The organism is Sporosarcina sp. FSL W7-1283 (assembly GCF_038003105.1).
Lineage (GTDB): Bacteria > Bacillota > Bacilli > Bacillales_A > Planococcaceae > Sporosarcina > Sporosarcina newyorkensis.
Map to the genome: position 1 here is coordinate 2,092,228 of NZ_JBBOOL010000001.1, position 18,601 is coordinate 2,110,828.

The window sequence follows — 18,601 nt, forward strand, 5'->3', positions numbered from 1 at the left end:
CACTTAGATTACGTGGCCACTTTTTATCATTGTTGTTGAAAATGCGCGATGAGTCCTTCTGCTACTTTTGCAGGGAGACCAGCTTCTTTTAACTGTTCAGCTGTTGCTTCGCGAATGGCTTTTACTGTTTTAAAGTGCTTAAGCAGCTGCTGTTTGCGTTTCGGTCCTACTCCCTCTATGCCATCCAACGAAGAGGTTAGTGAAGAAGCCCCTCTACGCTGTCGGTGGAAAGTAATCGCGAAACGGTGGACCTCATCTTGAATTCGTTGCAGCAGATAAAATGCCTCACTCGTTTTCTTCAGCGGTACAATCTCAGGCGGACTGCCATACAGCAATTGTGCCGTATTGTGCTTATCATCTTTCGCAAGACCTGCAATCGGAATAAACAAGCCAAGTTCATCCTCTAAAACTTCCCTAGCAATCTCCATTTGCCCTTTTCCGCCATCAATGACGATCAAGTCGGGAAGCGGGAGATGATCTTTCAGTACCCGGGTATAGCGTCTTCTAATTACTTCACGCATCGCACCGTAGTCGTCATGAGCGGCAGCTGTCTTCGTCTTATACTTTCTATAATCCTTGCGATTCGGTCTACCATCTATAAATGAAATCATTGCAGACACTGGTTCTACACCGTGAGTATGCGAGTTATCAAATGCTTCGATCCGCAATGGCGTGCTTATGGCCATAGCTTCACCTAATTCTTCACAAGCCCCGATTGTTCGTTCTTCCTGCCGTTCAATCAATTGAAACTTTGCACGCAATGCAATCGATGCATTTTTTTCAGCCAACTTCACAAGATCTTTCTTTTTCCCACGCTGCGGCACATAGACATTTGTGTTAAGCAATTGTTCAGCAAGCGTTATATCTACCGTTTCAGGCAGGAGAACTTCTTTTGGCAGCAAATGTTGTGTTTCCCCATAAAATCGGCCGAGGAACGTCAATAATTCATCTTCGGCGTCTTTATAAGCGGGAAAGATTGAAACATCGCGCTCGATCAATTTTCCTTGACGTACGAAAAATACTTGAACACACATCCACCCTTTATCCACTGCATAGCCGAAAATGTCACGGTCTGTGAAGTCATTTGTATTCACATTCTGTTTTTCCATGACGGCTTCGATATTCGTGATCTGATCGCGGTATTCTTTTGCCCGCTCAAATTCCAACTCTAAAGAAGCTTCATTCATCTTCTCCTGAAGTTCTTTTTTCATTTCTTTGTAGCCACCATTCAGGAAACGTGTAATGTCATTGACCATCTCATGATAGGCTTCTGCAGGAACTTCTTTGATGCACGGCGCCAAGCACTGGCCGATGTGGTAATATAGGCAAGCCCGAGTCGGGATATTTTGGCACTTTCGGTAGGGATAGAGGCGATCCAAGAGCTTTTTCGTCTCATGGGCTGCTGTTGCGTTTGGATAGGGACCGAAGTACTTGCCCGATTTCTTATTCACTTTGCGTGTGATGATAAGTTTCGGATGCCGTTCATTCGTTATCTTCAAATAAGGATAGGTCTTGTCATCTTTTAGCATGATATTGTACTTCGGGTCATGCTTTTTGATTAAGTTCAATTCAAGGACGAGTGCCTCGATTTCCGTATTGGTAATAATATATTCAAAGTCCTCTATTTCTCCGACCAGGCGCTGCGTTTTGCCGTCATGTGAGCCCGTGAAGTAACTACGAACACGATTTTTCAGCACTTTGGCTTTTCCGACATAGATAATGGTCCCTTGCCGATCCTTCATTAAATAGCAGCCAGGGAGATCAGGGAGGATCGATAGTTTATGTTCAATTATTTCATTCATCATTTTCACCTACTAAAAGACCGGGTGGCTGAAGTAGCTCCCGGTCTCTTGTATTTACGCGTGTTTTTCAACTAGTTGTGCAAGTGCTTCCTTCGGTTGGAATCCTACAACCTTCTCCGCTACTTCTCCATCTTTAAATAGAAGGAGAGTTGGAATGGACATAATTCCAAACTGGCTTGCTGTTGCTTGGTTATCGTCCACGTTAACTTTAACGATATTCGCTTTACCTTCAACTTCACCTGAAAGTTCTTCTAGCACTGGAGCGATCATTTTACAAGGACCACACCAAGGTGCCCAAAAGTCTACAAGTACTACGCCTTCTTTAACATTTTCAGCAAAATTCGCATCTGTTGCATTAATAATTGCCATCTGTTATTGCCTCCTTTTAAATACGACTATATTCGCATTATATCATGGAGGTTTCATAGGGGCTAAACAAATGCTTACAACGCCTTTTGATTAGCTAGCTTTTAATTTCTTTATTTCTTCAATCATGATTGGAATGATTTCAAAAATATCTCCTACAATACCATAGTCTGCAATTTTGAAAATATTCGCTTCTGGATCTTTATTGATCGCGACAATAACTTTTGAGTTCGACATCCCGGCAACGTGCTGGATTGCACCTGAAATACCCGCTGCGATATATAGATCTGGAGTGACGACCTTACCTGTTTGACCAATTTGCAACGAATAATCACAGTAATCCGCATCACACGCACCACGTGAAGCACCAACTGCCCCTCCAAGGAGGTTAGCCAACTCTTTCAACGGCTCGAATCCTTCTGTTCCTTTTACGCCGCGTCCACCTGCTACAATGACTTTCGCTTCTGACAAATCCACACCTTCTGTAGACTTTCGAACAACGTCTTTGATCACTGAACGTAAATTGGTAATTTCGACACTTTTCGCAGATACGTCGCCTGTACGGCTTGCATCGTGTTCAAGTGGCTCGATGTTGTTCGTACGTATACTGATGAACAACAAACCTTCTTTAATTTCCACTTTTTCAAACGCTTTACCGGAGTAAATTGGGCGGATGAATTCTGCATCATCGCCTTCTCCTTCGATTTTTGTCACGTCTGAAATCAATCCAGATGCTAGTTTACTAGCGATTTTGGGAGATAAGTCTTTCCCCATTGCCGTGTGACCAAAGACAATCCCCTCTGGTGATTCATCTTCATATACAGCCATGAATGCCTGTCCGTATCCATCAGATGTATAATGCTTCAAATGTGGGTGCTCCACCGTAACCACACGGTCCGCTCCATAATGAATCATTTCTTCCCCTAATGACTGGACTTGGTCTCCTATTAAAACAGCGACAACTTCCCCGCCGCCTGATATTTTCTTTGCTGCAGCAACCGTCTCAAATGACACGTTACGCAGTTCGCCATCGCGTGCTTCACCTAAAACCAAAATTTTCTTTGACATAATGTAGTCCCTCCTAATACAGTTCTATGAGAATTAAATTACTTTCGCTTCAGAATGCAATAATTTCACGAGCTCAGCTGCTTGATCTGCTGGTTCACCTTCAAGGATACGTCCTGCCGCTTTTTCAGGCGGTAAGAAAACGTCTTTTGTTTCTGTCTTCGCTTCCACATCGTCTTCTTCCAAGTCTAAATCATCGAACTCCAACTCTTCTAATGGTTTCTTCTTTGCTTTCATAATTCCTGGCAGAGAAGGGTAACGAGGTTCGTTGAGTCCTTGCTGAGCTGTTACAAGAAGTGGCAAAGAAGTTTCAATTGTTTCAGAATCCCCTTCTACGTCACGTACAACTGTTACATTGGTGCCATCCACCGTTAGTTCTGTAATTGTCGTTACATAATTAATACCTAATAATTCCGCTACACGTGGACCAACTTGTCCTGAACCGCCGTCAATTGCTACGTTACCTGCAAGAATGATATCTGCATCCTTATCTTTCAAGTAATCTGCAATTATTTTAGCAGAAGTAAATTCATCCACTTCATCGATGTCATCTTCAACGTTGATCAAGACCGCTTTGTCTGCGCCCATAGCTAATGCAGTACGCAATTGCTTCTCAGCATCTTCTTCACCGATTGAAATGACCGTTACTTCACCGCCATGTTCGTCGCGGAGTTGAATCGCTTCTTCCACAGCGTACTCATCGTATGGATTGATGATGAATTCTGCGCCGTCTTCTGAAATAGCACCGTTTGAAATCGAGATTTTTTCTTCCGTATCAAATGTTCTTTTTACTAATGCATAAATGTTCATTAATAGAACCTCCTATTCAATAATTACTTTCCAGTAAATGCAGGTTGACGCTTTTCAATAAATGCTTGAATACCTTCTTTTGCATCTTCTGATACAAACACTTCGCCGAATGATTTAGCTTCTGCTTCCACTCCATCATAGAAGGACTGGTCTTTTGAATACGTTAGCATCTGCAAAGCATGCTTTACTGCAATCGGGCTTTTCAGTGAAATTTTCTTTGCCAATTTCAATGTCTTGCTTGAAAGTTCTTCATCGGAGTACGCATGATTGGCAAGCCCCCACTTAACAGCTTCTTCACCTGAAATAGGATCACTTGTCAGCATGATTTCTGCTGCTTTTGCGACACCGACCAATCGGGGCAGCCGTTGGGTCCCTGCGAAACCGGGAATAAGCCCTAACTGAAGCTCAGGCAAACCAAGCTTCGCACTTTTTGTAACCAACCGGATATGGCATGCCATAGCTAATTCTAAACCGCCGCCTAGAGCCGCTCCATGTATGGAAGCGATTACAGGTTTCGGAAAATTTTCTAAGCGTTCAAACACTTGCTGTCCTTTGCCAGCAAGCTTAGCGAACGCTTCGCCTGATTCCACTGTCGTAAACTCTTTAATGTCCGCACCTGCGGAGAAAAACCGACCTTCTCCGTAGAGAACGACCACTCGTACATCGGGGTCATTCTCTACTTCGGTTAACAGTTGATCCACTTCTTCAATTATTTTAGAAGATAGTGCATTCGCTGGTGGGTGGTCGATTTTTGCTAATGCAACATGTCCGTCTTTTTCCAATTTAATCAACGCCATCTAGTACATCTCCTTCAAAAAATGTTCTTTTACCGTTGTTGATAACCGCGCAATAACATATTACTCACTTTGGGTGCCAGACTGATCAAATCGTACTTTTGTTCATTCATTACCCAAGAAGTAATGGTCTCATCCATTGTACCGAAGAGCATTTGCCGAGCTAGACGTAAATCGAGTTCAGAAGACAACTCATTTTTCTCTACCCCTTCTTCCAGCAGCTGATCCAGCAAGATCATGTACTCTTTCAATACATTGTTGATCTGGAATCGTAGATCTTTGTTTGACTGTCTTAGTTCCAGCTGTGTGACAATCGCCAGATGAGGATCGTTTTGTAATACCCTAAAATGGTTTTCTACTACTTGAAGTAATTTTTCACTGATAGAAAGATCTTTTGTAAGTATCTCGTTGATGTTTTCTACAAAAATCGCCATTTTTTCTCTGAAGACAGAGATGAGGATATCTTCCTTATTTTTAAAATAAAGATAGATGGTTCCGTCTGCTACTCCGGCTTCCTTCGCAATTTTCGAGACTTGCGCTTGGTGGTATCCATTTTCTGCAATTACGATCACTGCAGCATCTACAATTTGTTTATATTTAGGTTTTGTTCGTTTAATTTTGTTTCACCACCAAAAAAGAAAATATGAATGATGATTCATTCATATTTTCATAATAATAAACTTTTCAGTTAGAGTCAAGCTTTTTGTTATGAACTTTTTAAAGTGTCTTGGACTTCTGTTTGTTTTTTTCTTTCTTCTTCTACTAATGAACGACGTAAAATTTTGCCAACTGCAGTTTTCGGCAAATCATCCCGGAATTCATATTTCTTAGGAACTTTGAATGCGGCAAGTTGTTTCCTACAATACGTATCCAAATCTTTTTCTGTAACCGATTGACCATCCTTCAAGACAATATACGCCTTCACTGTTTCGCCACGATATGGATCTGGCACGCCAGCTACGATACATTCTTGAATGGCAGGGTGTTCATAGAGCACTTCTTCGATTTCACGTGGATAGATATTGAAACCACTTGCGATAATCATATCCTTTTTGCGGTCTACAATATAGAAGTATCCGTCCTCATCCATATACCCTAAATCACCTGTCAAAAACCAGCCGTCACGGAAAGCTTCAGCCGTATCATCCGGTCTATTCCAGTAACCAGTCATTACTTGTGGACCTTTTACCGCGATTTCTCCAATCTCTCCGACAGGCAATGATTCCGAAGAGCCAGGACCTAAAATGCAAGCATCGGTATCCGGCCAAGGCACACCAATGGAGCCTCTTTTCTCTAGCCCATCCCAAACAAAATTCGCTAAAGCAACCGGTGAAGTCTCCGTCAGTCCGTAACCTTCTACCAGCTTTCCGCCTGTCACCTGTTCGAATTTCTCTTTCACTTCGATAGGCAAGGAGGCTGAACCACTAATACATGCTTTGATTGATGACAAATCATATTTTGACAAATCCGGATGATTTAAAAGACCGATATAAATCGTCGGAGCGCCTGGGAAAAGTGTCGGCTTTTGTTTATCAATTTCTTTCAAAGCCGTTTTAAAATCGAATTTAGGTACCAATACCATCCGATGGCCCTTCATAACCGCAAAGATTAAGACGGTCGTCATACCATAGACATGGAAGAACGGCAAAATTCCCATGATCGTTTCTTTTCCTTCTTCTGTTTCGTACAGCCAGGCGTTACACATCTCTGTATTACTGATCAAATTAGCATGCGTCAGCTCTACGCCTTTCGGTGGCCCTGTTGTTCCTCCAGTATATTGCAATAATGCAATATCATCTTTTTCAAAAGTAACATGAATCGGATCAGCTTTCGTCGATTTCATTATTTCTGTATAAAGATGATGGATCCCCCGATGTTCCACCTTAACGGAAAGACCATGTTCTTTCTTCTGGATGAATGGGTAGATGACATTTTTAGGGAAGGGTAAATAGTCTTTGATACCTGTCACGATGATGTGTTCTAAAGAAGTGTCTTTCCTAATTTTCGAGATTCGTGGAAACAAAATGTCAAGCGAGATAATAACCTTTGCTCCCGAATCTGCCATTTGGTAGGTTAATTCACGCTCAGTATACAACGGGTTTGTCTGAACGACAATACCACCTGCATAGAGTATACCATAATACGCCACGGCACCTTGCGGACAGTTAGGCAACATAATCGCCACCCGATCTCCTTTTGCAACCCCAAGCTTCTGCAAATACGTCGCAAACTTCAAAGCAGACTCATGAAACTCTTGAAATGAAACATCTTTCCCCATAAAGTGGATTGCCGTTTTATTGGGATATTTCTTACTGGACCTAGTAAGATAGTCTTGCAATGGAATTTGTTCATATTCCAAAGTCGTCGGAATTTCAGGGGGATAAGCGGACAACCAAGGTTTTTGTGTCATCTTCACAACTCCTCTACATGTAGTTAATTGTTTGAATATTCCTTGTTCATTAGTATATCGATAAATCTTTTAGTTTACAAGATAAATATGAAAGCGCTTTACTCTCCTGTTGAATTAAGAGCTATTTTAAATGGTTTGTCTACGTTAATTGCGAATTATGACTAGACAGACAAGAGCCCTTGCTTTTCATTCTATTAGGTGCAAGTGGTTTTTATGACTAACTTTACTACTTGGAGGGACTATCTGATAAGTTGATTAATTAATAGTTCACATGTTTTTTGTAATTTTTATTTTAAATGCAACAAAAATAAAACGAATGCAACCGATGGGTTCTTTTGGCCAAGTGAGTGCGGCATGAGTGTATCCATGGGGATTTGCGCTCCAGACGGTACGCTTTCCGGAGGGCGTTGCTTGAGCCTCCCGGAGTCGACCGTCTTCCGCTCCAATCCCTACATTGAGTAGGCTAGATAATTTGATTTTCGTTTGAAATTAATAAAAACCAAAAGGTATCGTTTTTGTACTAGAATTTCTTTTTTTAAGAGCAACCACTATTCCACTCGCTACTCACCAGAAAAAATTCAGTGCCTTCCGGATAAAAAGTTGGGGATTTGCCCGGAAGGCGGGGCGACTCTGGGAGGCTCACCGCGCGCCCTCCAGAACGCGTCCCCGTCTGGAGAGCAATTCCCGAGCAACACACCTTTTCCTCCACATTTTCGTTCTTTTTGCAAAACAGGACATGAATTATTTGGAGTGAAGCAAAAACACGCCAAGACAACTGTCAAGGCGTGTTTTTGAAGAGCCAATATACCCCTATTAGAACGAAAAGTATACAGACCGCGAATAAAATTTTAATCAATCTTTCCATAATACGCTATCTCCTAAGATATACTGGCTCCTATAACAAAGGACAGACCAACCGAAATACAAAGGGAAATGAAGCCGACCGAACGATTATCTGCTTGAATTTCTTCATCCACTTTGAATTTTGGCGTCAGGAACTCGAACAAAAGGTAGGCAAAGATGAGCAATGTAAAGCCATACAACCCCCAGCCCATCATTTGCGGCAAGCTATTATGCTGCTCAATGGAATAGCGAAAAATATTAGCCACTCCAAAGATTTTCCCGCCCGTTGCCATAGCAACCGACAGATTACCTTTTCGAATTTCTTCCCAGTTTTTATATTTTGTTACGATTTCAAATAAAACCATGGAGACGATCAGACATAGAACGACGACACTGAAGTAACCTGCAGTCTCTACTAATGGATGACCCCAAAAACCAGTATTATTCATGTATTCGGCACCTTCTTTATGTTCTCTTGCATGTCATACGGTTCAGGCAGCCGAAAAGTTTCATTTTATTTTAATTCTACGATTGTAACACCGTGACCGCCTTCTCCCGCCTCGCCAAAGCGATAGGAATTGACGCGGGAATGTTTTTTCAAATACTGTTGGACACCTTTTTGCAGTGCGCCTGTCCCTTTTCCATGAATGATTGAGACTTGATGATAATTGGACAACAATGCATCATCAATATATTTTTCCGTTCGTGCAATCGCATCTTCATAACGCTCCCCGCGCAGATCCAGTTCCAGCTTTACATGACCTGAACGCCCCCGGACAGCTGCAGCGGTCACTTGTTTCTTTTCTTTCTCAGGTTTTACATATTCCAAACCTGATTCCGGCAACTTCATTTTCAAGATACCTATTTCGACGACCCATTCTTTATCTGAAACTTTCTCAACGAGCGTACCCTTTTGTCCATATGCCAGCACTTTTACCTCATCGCCCTTTTGCAATGGACGAGGAGCGGCTTTTGCCTTGATGGCTTTCTTTTTCTTTTCAGCAGGCGCAGCACTTTCAAGCCGTTTTCTCGCTTCAATTAGTTCGTGTTCTTTCACACTTGCCCCTGCATTCATTCGTAACGCACGTAAGTCAGAAATAACGGCTTCAGATTCGGATTTTGCTTGTTCCACGATCTTTTTCGCCCGTTCTTTGGCAGCTTCCGTCAAGCGCTCTTTTTGTTCTTCAAATTCTGCCAGCTTCGCATTCAATTCCTTCTTTAATTGCTCTGTTTCAAGAAGTAAATCATGCGTGCGTTCAGCATCTTTTTCAGACTGCACCCGACTGGTCTCTAGAGAAGCGATCATCGAATCCACTTCGCCGCGATCCTCACCGGTAAACCCTTTTGCCCTGTCAATAATATGATTATGCAAACCGAGTCGTTTCGATATTTCGAACGCATTGCTTCGACCTGGAACGCCGATCAGCAGGCGATACGTAGGGCTTAATGTATCGATATCGAATTCCACGCTGGCATTTGCGACACCCGGACGATTATAGCCATACGCCTTGAGTTCAGGATAGTGAGTCGTTGCCATTACACGCGCGCCGCTGCCATGCACTTCATCCAAAATCGAAATGGCCAGTGCTGCTCCTTCTTGAGGATCTGTCCCTGAGCCTAGTTCGTCAAATAATAGTAATGACCGGACATCGAACTTCTTTAAAATGTCTACAATATTGACCATATGAGAAGAAAATGTACTCAAACTTTGCTCGATAGACTGCTCGTCTCCAATATCGGCGTAAATCGAATCAAAGACCGCAATTTCAGAACCGTCCAATACAGGGATTGGCAGGCCAGATTGGGCCATCAGTGTACATAAGCCCACGGTTTTTAGTGTAACTGTCTTACCACCTGTATTTGGTCCTGTGATGACGATTGTCGTGATATCTTGGCCGAATTCAATCGTATTGGCAACCGCTTCTTCAATTGGCAACAGCGGATGACGCGCTTTTGTAAGACGCATATACCCGTCTGCGTTTACAGCAGGTTTGGTACATTTATTCGCCGTTCCATACTTCGCTTTTGCCAAGATCAAATCAATTTCCGCCAATAGCTGCACTAACGTAAAGAGGTCATGTGCCACTTCCTGGACACTGGCGGATAATGCGAGCAAGATCTTCTCGATTTCTTCCTGCTCTTTCACTTTTAAACTGCGGATTTCATTATTCGCTTGAACGACAGCGTCCGGCTCGATAAATAAAGTCTGACCTGAAGAAGACATGTCGTGAATAACACCGCCATAATGCGAGCGATATTCTGCCTTGACAGGGATAACATACCGATCGTTACGGATTGTTACGATTGCATCGGACAGCATTTTCGCTGCATTCTTCCCTCTCGTATAACTTTCAAGCCGTTCGCGCACTCGACTTTCTTGCACGCGTAAACTTTGACGAATCGATCGCAATGCCGAAGAAGCACTATCAACTACTCGTCCATTATCATCAATCGCGGCATTGATCTCATGCTCAACACCCGTCAAAATCGGCATTGCTTCTTTGCGGGCAATTAAATGAGGAATGTGAATTTCTCCTTCTGCAGTTACAGCCTCCAAGAACTGGCGTAAGATTCGGCTTGCACGTATGGTATCCGCAATTTCCACAAGCTCCATAGCACTCAGCATTCCGCCGATTTGTGCACGTTTCGCATGTGGTCGGATGTCATGAATTCCCCCCATCGGGACATTCCCTCGAATACGTAACAAAGCAAGTCCCTCATCCGTTTCTTCCAATAAACGCTGAACATCTTCCAGTTCACGTGAAGGCGTAAGTTGTTCTACGTGTGCTCTTCCCGCTACTGATGTACAGTGCGTCGCGACTTGCTGGATTATTTTATTAAACTCAAGTGTTTTTAAGACACGTTTTTCCAACGTCTCACACTTCCTTTCATCTGCGAATCACGTTCTTGATGAATGTTTCAAGCGGCCAAGTATTGACAATCATTTCAGCTGGAAGCCATGCTTTTTGAGCATACTCCACACCGATCGGCATATACTTAAGCTGGTCGGTCGCATGTGCATCTGTATTAATTGCAATGTTTACGCCCGCTTCTTTCGCTTGAATCAAATGTTCTGTGCGTAAATCCAAACGATAGGGACTCGCGTTCAATTCTAATATTTTACCGTACTCACTCGCCCATTTGATCAATTGATCCATATCGGGATTATAACCTTCCCGCTGACCAATGATCCTGCCTGTCGGGTGCGCAATCATATGAACAAATGGGTTTTTGCATGCGGAATGCAGGCGCTCCATGATTTGCTCTTGCGGCTGATTGAAACTCGAATGGATTGAGGCAATGACAAAATCCAATTGCTCCAGAATTTCATCTTCAAAATCCAACGTTCCATCTGGAAGAATATCCATTTCCGTTCCGCAAAACACTTCAATATCATCATGTTTTGCACTCACTTCACGGATTTCTTCTATCTGTTTCAGCAATCGTTCTGGCGTCAGACCATTTGCTACCTTTAAATAATGAGAATGATCGGTGATGACCATATGGGAATAGCCCTTTGCCCGACATGCCTCCACCATTTCTTCTATTGAATAGCCGCCGTCTGACCACGTCGTATGCATATGCAGATCCGAACGAATTTGGTCAGGCGTGACAAGTTTTGAAATTTCATCGGCGCGCTCAATCTCTGTACCGTCTTTTCGAATACTCGGCGGAATAAAAGGTAAGTCGAAATGTGCGAAAAATTCTTTCTCGCTTTTGAAAGTCTGAACATTTCCTGCCTCATCTTCTACTCCATATTCACTGATTTTCAGCTTTTTACTTTTCGCGAGCTGCCGCATCCGAACATTATGTGCTGCAGAACCAGTGAAATGATGGAGTGCAGTGGCAAATTGGGCTTCTGTAACAAAACGGAAATCCGCATCAATCGGTTTTTCTGTGTCGAGTGAAATAGAAAGCTTAGCATCACCTGCTGCGATGAGCTTTTCAATCGGCAATACGGAAAGAATTTTTTCACGCACTGTTTCCGGTTTTTCCGTCACGATGATCCAATCCACGTCAGAACTTTCTTCTTCACGTCTGCGGTAACTGCCGGCAACTTGAAACTTATCGACTTCTTTAATCAGTTCCAATTCCGCTTCAACAATATTTACGACTTTTTCTACTTGCCAAATCGGCGTCTTTCCGGAGCGTTCCGCAAGCAATTCGATTTCACGTAATAGGTTTTCTTCTGTCTTCTTGCCAAAACCAGGCACTGTACTCACCTGTTTTTCTTCGCATGCTTTCCGAAGCGATTCCATCGAATCAATATTCAACGCCTCTCTTAATTTGGCGATCTTTTTCCCACCAAGTCCCGGTATGTTCAGCAAAGGAATTAACCCTTTTGGCACTTGGTCTTCCAATTCTTTTAGCACTTCGGATGTGCCGTTTTCCATCAAATCGGTAATGACCGCACCTGTTCCTTTTCCGATTCCTTTCAATGACAGGATATCGTCCATTTCGGATAAACTTCTTGTATCTAATTCAAGTACAGAAGCCGCCTTTCGGAAAGCCGCTACTTTAAAGTGGTTTTCTCCAAGCAACTCCATATAGAGTGCAATTTTTTCAAACGTGCGAATGATTGTCTTTTTATTCAAATCGTTACCCTCCCTACTCTGTTAAAAAAGCTTCCACGCTAACGGGAAGCTGTCAGTTCATATGTACACTGCTTACAGACGGGCGTTAACCCATATACACAAACCACCAATTTTTGATGGCCGATGAGATGACCGGCGTATGTTCGAACATCGCTTTTGCCAGCAAGGAATGGCGCAAGGAATTTTGAATGACCTCAATTGGTAAAATCGCCAAAACGGATAAAAAGAAAAAGATAATGAAATAAAATTCAATAAATCCGAGACCAGCGCCAAGTAAACGTGCACCGAAACCAAGAACAGGCAAATGCTTCAAAAAGTCCAACATCGAGCCAATTAACTGTAATACCAGCTTGACTGCGACAAAAATGAATATAAATGCGATGAGCCGATAAAACGTCATATCCAAGTCTAAGTGATCAAATGTCCAACTAAGTTTCGAATCAGCCGTAGCCCCAGGATACGGAATCCACAAGATGAGCTTCTCCGCTAATTGTTTGTAATACATATACGCAACGATAATCGACACGATCAGTCCAAGCATATGGATCAGCTGGACGATCAACCCACGTCTGAAGCCCGTGATCAAACCGCCGACTAACAAGAAAATCATCAGTAAATCAACCATTTTTCGCCTCTCAACCCTTCAACTTTTTCACTTCTTCTTCTAATTGCTGTACGGTTTCTTCCAGTTTTAAATAGTCATGCACACTATTAACAGCAGTCAAAACAGCTATTTTTGTACTGTCCAAGTAAGGATTGCGTTTACTGATTTCCCGCATTCTCTCATCAACGAGCGAGGCAACATGACGTACATGATTAGACGTTTCCGTGCCAACGATTGTATAGGTTTGTCCATAGATTCCAACTGCCACTCTTGTCTTTTCTTTGTCCGCCACTATTCCGCCCTCCTCTGAAAAACCCTGTTAATAATCATACCATGAATAACAATTGGTTGTGAATCAATTATGCCTCATATCTACATTCTCTCAACTATTTTAAATGGTTCTGTTCATTATGCACTAGCTTTTCAGGTATACTAAGTAGAAAATCCTTTCAGGAAGTGAGTGAACGATTTAGTGAGTAACCAAGTCATCGTCCTTAATGAAAATGAAATGCCTAAAGTTCTGAATTTCTACGAGCAAAATAAAATTACACGCAATGCACCAGGCGTGATTTTCGCTGCAAAGACAGCTGATACTTCCATCACAGCATATAGATCCGGCAAAGTGCTGTTTCAAGGGGCTGGTGCCGATCGAGAAGCTGCACGCTGGTCCCCTTCCCTAACTCCATCAACGGCTGCTAAAACAAAAAGTTCTGCAGCAAAAGGTGATGTCTTGCCCGAGAATTTCGCTACTTTGTCTGTAATAGGTTCAGACGAGACTGGAACAGGCGACTTTTTCGGTCCAATTACGGTAGCTGCCTGTTTTGTCAGCCGTGATAAAATAGAACTGGTCCGCGAACTAGGAGTGAAAGATTCGAAACAGCTGACGGATGTCTATATGCAACAAATCGCAGAGGACTTGAAACAGGTTGTCCCACATTGTGTGCTGACCCTCGATAATGACAAATACAATGAAATCCAAAAAAAAGGCTGGTCACAAGGAAAAATCAAAGCCGTACTACACAACCAAGCGATTCAACAAGTTCTCGAACAAATGCAGCCTGAGTTGCCCGAATATATTTTAATCGACCAATTTGCCGAACGAAGAATTTACTACAATCATTTAAAAAATGAGTCGACAATCATTCGTAACAAAGTGTTATTTTCGACAAAAGCAGAGAATTTGCATGTATCCGTAGCAACGGCATCCATTCTAGCACGTGTGGCTTTCTTGGAAGAAATGGATCGGCTGAGTGCCAAGGCAGGAGTTACACTGCCAAAAGGTGCCGGTCCGAAAGTCGACCAAATCGCTTGTCAGATCATACGTAAAAAAGGCGAACCGTTTTTACATTCCATCACGAAAGTGCATTTCGCCAATACACAAAAAGCATTGAAACTTGCATATAAGAAATAAGGTAAAAACACCGCAGTCCTCGTAAGAGAACTGCGGTTCATTTTTTATTAAGATCTCAATTGCGCATTAGCTTGTACTGTCAGTGCATCCAGCACTTTCTTGTGCGCATTGACTACTTCTTCATCTGTCAAAGTACGTTCAGGATCAAAGTACGTTAACGAGAAGGCCAAGGATTTCTTGCCCTCTTCAACATTTTTTCCTTCGTACAGATCGAACAACTGAACGGTCTTCAGCAGCTTGCCGCCCGCCTGCAAAATAATAGCCTGCAAGTTCGCAGCAGATGTGTCGCGATCAACGACTAATGCGATATCACGGGAGATCGATGGATAGCGAGGTACTGGCTCGTAGAAGAGCTCCTCCGCCGCCGTTTCCATGATCATGCGTAAATTCATTTCCATTACGTACGTTTCCTGCAAATCGCGTTGATTTTGTACAGTCGGGTGTACTTGGCCCAGCATACCTACCGCTTGGTCACCTAGCCATACAGTTGCAGTTCGGCCAGGGTGCATGCCTTCTACCGTAGCTTTAGTAAATTGGATGCGCTCGAGCAATCCTAATTGTTCAAACAGCCCTTCCACAATCCCTTTCATGACGAAGAAATCTACTTTTTTCGTCTCACCTTGCCACGCATGGTGAACCCACTTGCCAGTTAATACGGCTGCCACATGCTCGACTTCTTTCGGCAATCCATCTTCTTCGATGCCAAGGAACACGGAACCTGTTTCATATAACGCAACCGATTCGTTGCGACGTGCCGTATTGTACGTAGCTGCATCGAGTAAATGGGGGATCAAACTTTGGCGAAGTACGCTGCGCTCTTCACTCATCGGCATAAGAAGCTCTGTGACGGGAGCTGTCTCCAGTGCAAAAGCTTGTGCATCTTTTGGTGAAGCCAATGAATATGTCAATGCCTGCGAAAGACCCGCTGCTTCTAAAAATCTGCGGACGATGCGCCGCTTTGCTTGATATGGAGTTAATCCACCTGGTGTACTTTCCACAACCGGCAAAGTTTTCGGTATCTCATCATAGCCGTAAAGACGAGCAATTTCCTCAATTATATCTTCTTTGATTCGCAAGTCTTGTCGTCTCGTCGGAATATCCATCACGAGCTGACCATTGATCGCTTCCGTAGGAATTTGCAGACGGTCCATGATCGACTTCATTTCGTCCATCGGAATCTTCATACCTAGACGATTGTTAACGTAATCTGGAGACAGAATGATTCTCTCGGCAGTTTTATCCAACTCATCAAATTGAACTGAACCTTCAAGGACTTCCCCGCCAGCAAGTTCAGCCATCAGTTGTGCTGCACGTTCTGCTGCTTCAGCCACCCGATTTGGATCTACACCCTTTTCAAATCGTGTACTCGCATCGCTACGCAGTCCGACTTCTTTTGATGTCCGACGTACAGAACTTGGTGCGAAATAAGCCGATTCGATGACGACAGTCGCAGTTCCCTCGTGCACTTCCGAGTTTGCTCCGCCCATCACACCTGCAAGCGCAACCGGCTCCATGCCGTTCGTGATAACGAGCTGATGGCCATTCAATGTACGTTCTGCCTGATCGAGCGTCACAATTTTTTCACCTTCACGAGCATGACGCACAACGATTTCTTTTGTTTCCAGGCGATCGTAATCGAACGCGTGCAATGGCTGACCATATTCCATCAGCACATAGTTCGTGATATCGACGATATTATTATGCGGACGAATCCCAGCAGACATCAATGTATTTTGTAGCCACTGTGGAGATTCCGCCACTTTAACGTTCTTCACAACTTTTGCGACGTACATCGGATTGTCTTCCGGAGCTTCTACCGCCAACTTTAAATAATCCTTTGCTTTTTCTGAAGTCTCTTCAAAAGAAATAGCCGGCAATTTGATGTCTTTTGACAGGATTGCTCCTACTTCATATGCAACCCCTAGCATACTGAGTGCATCCGAACGGTTCGGTGTTAAGTCAAATTCCATTACTTGATCGTATAATCCAAGATGAGTCAACGCACTCTCTCCAGCTTGTACATCACTCGGTAAAACATAAATTCCTTCTGCATAGGTTTTCGGAACTACTTTCCCTTCAATACCCAGCTCTTGTAATGAACAAATCATACCGTTTGACTCTTCGCCGCGAAGTTTCGCTTTTTTGATCTTCATTCCACCCGGCAACATAGCTCCCGGACGTGCAACGATGACTTTTTGACCTGCCGCAATATTCGGCGCGCCGCAAATGATTTGAGTGATTTCTCCACCCACATCCACTTGACAAATATGTAATTTGTCCGCTTCTGGATGTTTTACGCAGTCCGTTACGTATCCGATCACTATATTGTCCATACCGAATGAACGATCAATGATACCGTCTACTTCAATCCCAGCACGAGTAATTTTTTCGGCTAGTTCTTCTACGCTGAGTTCATTCCAATCTACATACTTACTTAACCAATTTGTTGATACTAACATCAGTACGCCTCCTTACGCCTCTGCCCGGTGGAATTGTGAAATAAACCGAATGTCATTTGTATAGAAATGACGAATATCTTCCACTCCGTATTTTAACATCGCGATTCGTTCAGGCCCCATGCCGAACGCAAAGCCAGTCACTTCATCCGGATTATAGCCCGCCATTTTCAGCACATTAGGATGCACCATGCCGGCTCCCAGAATTTCGATCCAACCTGTTTTCTTACAAACGTTGCATCCTGATCCGCCACATTTGAAGCAAGAGATATCCATCTCTACAGATGGTTCAGTGAATGGGAAGAAACTTGGGCGCAAACGGATTTCACGATCTGCTCCAAATAATTTCTTCGCCAATAAATCAAGAGTACCTTTCAAGTCACTCATGCGAATGTTTTCGCCAACGACCAATCCTTCAATCTGAGTAAATTGGTGGGAGTGTGTTGCGTCATCTGAGTCACGTCGATACACTTTTCCTGGGCAGATGATCTTAATGGCAGCACCATCTTTCGCTTCCATCGTCCGTGCCTGCACGGGAGACGTGTGGGTACGCAGTAAAATATCTTCCGTAATATAGAAGGAGTCCTGCATGTCGCGAGCTGGGTGTCCTTTTGGAAGATTGAGTGCCTCGAAGTTGTAGTAGTCTTTTTCCACTTCAGGTCCTTCCGCGATTTCATATCCCATGCTGATAAAGAAGTCTTCGATTTCTTCTACAACTCGGGTTAGCGGATGGTGGTTGCCAAGCTCTACTGGGCGACCAGGCAGTGTCACGTCAATGGATTCTTTTTCGAGTTGCTCTTGGATGGCTTGCTGTTCAAGTGTTTCTTTGCGCTCTTCCAGAATTCCAGTTACACTTTCGCGGATTTCGTTGACGAGCGCGCCCATTTTTGGTCGTTCTTCTGCAGGAAGTTTACCCATTCCTTTTAGCAGGTCTGTGATGGGTCCTTTTTTCCCCAGGTAGGCCACGCGTACGTCGTTGAGTTCTTTCATGGTTTGGGATTCTTTGATTTTTGCAATGACTTGTTCTTTCAGTTCATGCAGTTGTTCTTTCATGTTCATAGCTCCTCTCTTGAGTTCAATAGTGGTTTAAAACTATGTAAGATGGATTGGCTGCTAAGCACCGTTGATTTCCGTTCCAGACGGACGCTTTCCGCGGGGCGGGCGGTGAGCCTCCTCGGTCGCTCTGCTCCCTGTGGGGTCTCACCTGTCCCGCTAATCCCGCTGGAGTCGCCGTCTTCCACTACAATCAACTAGATATTCTTCAAATCAAGAAAAACTATCTAAAGAATAAAAAAACAAATCAACTTGTATAGTTTCCGAAAAACAAAAAACTCGCCCCTGTAAAAGGGACGAGGTCGAGTTCGCGGTACCACCCTGATTAGTTTGCATCTTGAAAAATGTGATGCAAAATCACTTGATTTGGAATAACGGTCCTTTGCCGGCAC

General features: G+C 43.4%; 15 protein-coding genes and 1 other annotated feature (1 of these 16 cut by a window edge). Of the genes, 1 reads left to right on the plus strand and 14 read right to left on the minus strand.

The features are described from left to right. Positions 1–26: 26 nt before the first annotated feature. The 12 genes from uvrC to zapA form a co-directional block, all read right to left on the minus strand. Positions 27–1,802 (minus strand): excinuclease ABC subunit UvrC, encoded by a 1,776-nt coding sequence (gene uvrC / locus MKY93_RS10365; protein WP_009497577.1) that lies wholly within the window; start codon positions 1,800–1,802, stop codon positions 27–29. 54 nt (positions 1,803–1,856) lie between these two features. Beyond that, positions 1,857–2,171, minus strand: coding sequence for a thioredoxin (gene trxA, locus MKY93_RS10370; RefSeq protein WP_009497578.1), 315 nt, complete (start codon positions 2,169–2,171; stop codon positions 1,857–1,859). A gap of 90 nt (positions 2,172–2,261) precedes the next feature. After that, positions 2,262–3,236 carry an electron transfer flavoprotein subunit alpha/FixB family protein gene (locus MKY93_RS10375; RefSeq protein ID WP_340759006.1) on the minus strand — a complete coding sequence of 325 codons (975 nt, stop codon included), beginning with the start codon at positions 3,234–3,236 and terminating at the stop codon, positions 2,262–2,264. A gap of 33 nt (positions 3,237–3,269) precedes the next feature. Next, positions 3,270–4,043 carry an electron transfer flavoprotein subunit beta/FixA family protein gene (locus MKY93_RS10380; RefSeq protein WP_009497580.1) on the minus strand — a complete coding sequence of 258 codons (774 nt, stop codon included), beginning with the start codon at positions 4,041–4,043 and terminating at the stop codon, positions 3,270–3,272. A gap of 23 nt (positions 4,044–4,066) precedes the next feature. Beyond that, on the minus strand, positions 4,067–4,840 hold the full coding sequence (locus tag MKY93_RS10385) for an enoyl-CoA hydratase (RefSeq protein ID WP_340759007.1): 774 nt from the start codon (positions 4,838–4,840) through the stop codon (positions 4,067–4,069). Positions 4,841–4,869: 29 nt separating this feature from the next. Further along, positions 4,870–5,454, minus strand: a complete 585-nt coding sequence (locus MKY93_RS10390; protein WP_040759231.1) for a TetR/AcrR family transcriptional regulator — start codon at positions 5,452–5,454, stop codon at positions 4,870–4,872. Between the two features lie 89 nt (positions 5,455–5,543). Continuing rightward, the gene (locus tag MKY93_RS10395) at positions 5,544–7,247 is read right to left on the minus strand and encodes a long-chain-fatty-acid--CoA ligase (protein WP_340759008.1); all 1,704 of its coding nucleotides are present in this window, start codon (positions 7,245–7,247) and stop codon (positions 5,544–5,546) included. An 878-nt stretch (positions 7,248–8,125) separates the two neighbouring features. Further along, positions 8,126–8,539: a DUF350 domain-containing protein gene (locus MKY93_RS10400; RefSeq protein WP_009497584.1), complete on the minus strand. Its 414-nt coding sequence runs from the start codon at positions 8,537–8,539 to the stop codon at positions 8,126–8,128. Between the two features lie 65 nt (positions 8,540–8,604). Next, positions 8,605–10,962 carry an endonuclease MutS2 gene (locus MKY93_RS10405; protein ID WP_340759009.1) on the minus strand — a complete coding sequence of 786 codons (2,358 nt, stop codon included), beginning with the start codon at positions 10,960–10,962 and terminating at the stop codon, positions 8,605–8,607. A 16-nt stretch (positions 10,963–10,978) separates the two neighbouring features. Continuing rightward, a complete protein-coding gene (gene polX / locus MKY93_RS10410; protein WP_340759010.1) occupies positions 10,979–12,685 on the minus strand; it encodes a DNA polymerase/3'-5' exonuclease PolX in 1,707 nt (568 codons plus the stop codon). Positions 12,686–12,770: 85 nt separating this feature from the next. Then, positions 12,771–13,310, minus strand: coding sequence for a CvpA family protein (locus MKY93_RS10415; protein ID WP_340759011.1), 540 nt, complete (start codon positions 13,308–13,310; stop codon positions 12,771–12,773). A 10-nt stretch (positions 13,311–13,320) separates the two neighbouring features. After that, the gene (gene zapA / locus MKY93_RS10420; RefSeq protein WP_009497588.1) at positions 13,321–13,581 is read right to left on the minus strand and encodes a cell division protein ZapA; all 261 of its coding nucleotides are present in this window, start codon (positions 13,579–13,581) and stop codon (positions 13,321–13,323) included. 180 nt (positions 13,582–13,761) lie between these two features. Between zapA and rnhC the strand changes: the two genes are divergently transcribed. Beyond that, on the plus strand, positions 13,762–14,700 hold the full coding sequence (gene rnhC, locus MKY93_RS10425; RefSeq protein WP_340759012.1) for a ribonuclease HIII: 939 nt from the start codon (positions 13,762–13,764) through the stop codon (positions 14,698–14,700). Positions 14,701–14,747: 47 nt separating this feature from the next. On the opposite strand, the gene pheT is transcribed toward rnhC, so the two are convergent. Both pheT and pheS read right to left on the minus strand, forming a co-directional pair. Beyond that, complete coding sequence (pheT, locus tag MKY93_RS10430) at positions 14,748–17,159, minus strand: phenylalanine--tRNA ligase subunit beta (protein WP_340759013.1); 2,412 nt, start codon at positions 17,157–17,159, stop codon at positions 14,748–14,750. A gap of 12 nt (positions 17,160–17,171) precedes the next feature. After that, the gene (gene pheS / locus MKY93_RS10435) at positions 17,172–18,209 is read right to left on the minus strand and encodes a phenylalanine--tRNA ligase subunit alpha (RefSeq protein ID WP_340759014.1); all 1,038 of its coding nucleotides are present in this window, start codon (positions 18,207–18,209) and stop codon (positions 17,172–17,174) included. A gap of 289 nt (positions 18,210–18,498) precedes the next feature. Then, positions 18,499–18,601 (minus strand) — a binding site (T-box leader); it runs 135 nt beyond the window's last position.